General features: G+C 67.1%; 1 protein-coding gene. It reads left to right on the forward strand.

Features of this window, described 5'->3' with window-relative positions; translation table 11 throughout:
• Position 1 precedes the first annotated feature (1 nt).
• Entirely contained in the window at positions 2 to 1,165 is a 1,164-nt protein-coding gene (moeZ, locus tag ABZ281_RS49900) for an adenylyltransferase/sulfurtransferase MoeZ (RefSeq protein ID WP_356665524.1), read from the forward strand.
• Positions 1,166 to 1,209 lie beyond the last annotated feature (44 nt).

The raw sequence follows: 1,209 nt of genomic DNA on the forward strand, positions 1-1,209 counted from the left end.
CCTGGTCGAGCCGGCTTCCGAGCTCACCGTAGACGAGGTCCGCAGGTACTCCCGCCACCTGATCATCCCCGACGTGGGGATGGACGGGCAGAAGCGGCTGAAGAACGCCAAGGTGCTGTGTGTGGGCGCCGGCGGCCTGGGCTCGCCGGCGCTGATGTACCTGGCCGCCGCGGGCGTCGGCACCCTCGGCATCGTGGAGTTCGACGAGGTCGACGAGTCGAACCTGCAGCGCCAGATCATCCACAGCCAGGCCGACATCGGCCGCCCGAAGGCCGAGTCCGCCCGCGACAGCGTCAAGGGCATCAACCCGTACGTGAACGTGATCCTTCACGAGGAGCGGCTCGAGGCCGACAACGTGATGGACATCTTCAGCCAGTACGACCTGATCGTCGACGGCACGGACAACTTCGCGACCCGCTACCTGGTCAACGACGCGTGCGTGCTGCTCAACAAGCCGTACGTCTGGGGCTCGATCTACCGCTTCGACGGCCAGGCGTCCGTCTTCTGGTCCGAGCACGGCCCCTGCTACCGCTGCCTGTACCCGGAGCCCCCGCCCCCCGGCATGGTTCCCTCCTGCGCCGAGGGCGGCGTCCTGGGCGTGCTCTGCGCGTCCATCGGCTCCATCCAGGTCAACGAGGCCATCAAGCTCCTCGCCGGCATCGGCGACCCGCTGGTCGGTCGGCTGATGATCTATGACGCCCTGGAGATGCAGTACCGCCAGGTCAAGGTCCGCAAGGACCCGAACTGCGCGGTCTGCGGCGAGAACCCGACCGTCACCGAGCTCATCGACTACGAGGCCTTCTGCGGCGTCGTCTCCGAAGAGGCCCAGGCGGCGGCCGCCGACTCCACGATCACTCCCAAGCAGCTCAAGGAGTGGATCGACGACGGCGAGAGCATCGACATCATCGACGTCCGCGAGCCGAACGAGTACGAGATCGTCTCCATCCCGGGCGCCCGGCTGATCCCGAAGAACGAGTTCCTCATGGGCACCGCCCTGGAGAGCCTCCCGCAGGACAAGAAGATCGTCTTGCACTGCAAGACGGGTGTCCGCAGTGCGGAAGTCCTCGCGGTCCTGAAGTCCGCGGGCTTCTCGGACGCCGTGCACGTCGGCGGTGGCGTGATCGGCTGGGTCAACCAGATCGAGCCGTCCAAGCCGGTGTACTGAACCGTATCCGGCCTCCCTTTCCCAGCGGCGGGGGCTTCGGGCAC

Origin of the sequence: Streptomyces sp. NPDC006265 (genome assembly GCF_040613555.1) — a bacterium.
Taxonomy (GTDB): Bacteria; Actinomycetota; Actinomycetes; order Streptomycetales; family Streptomycetaceae; genus Streptomyces.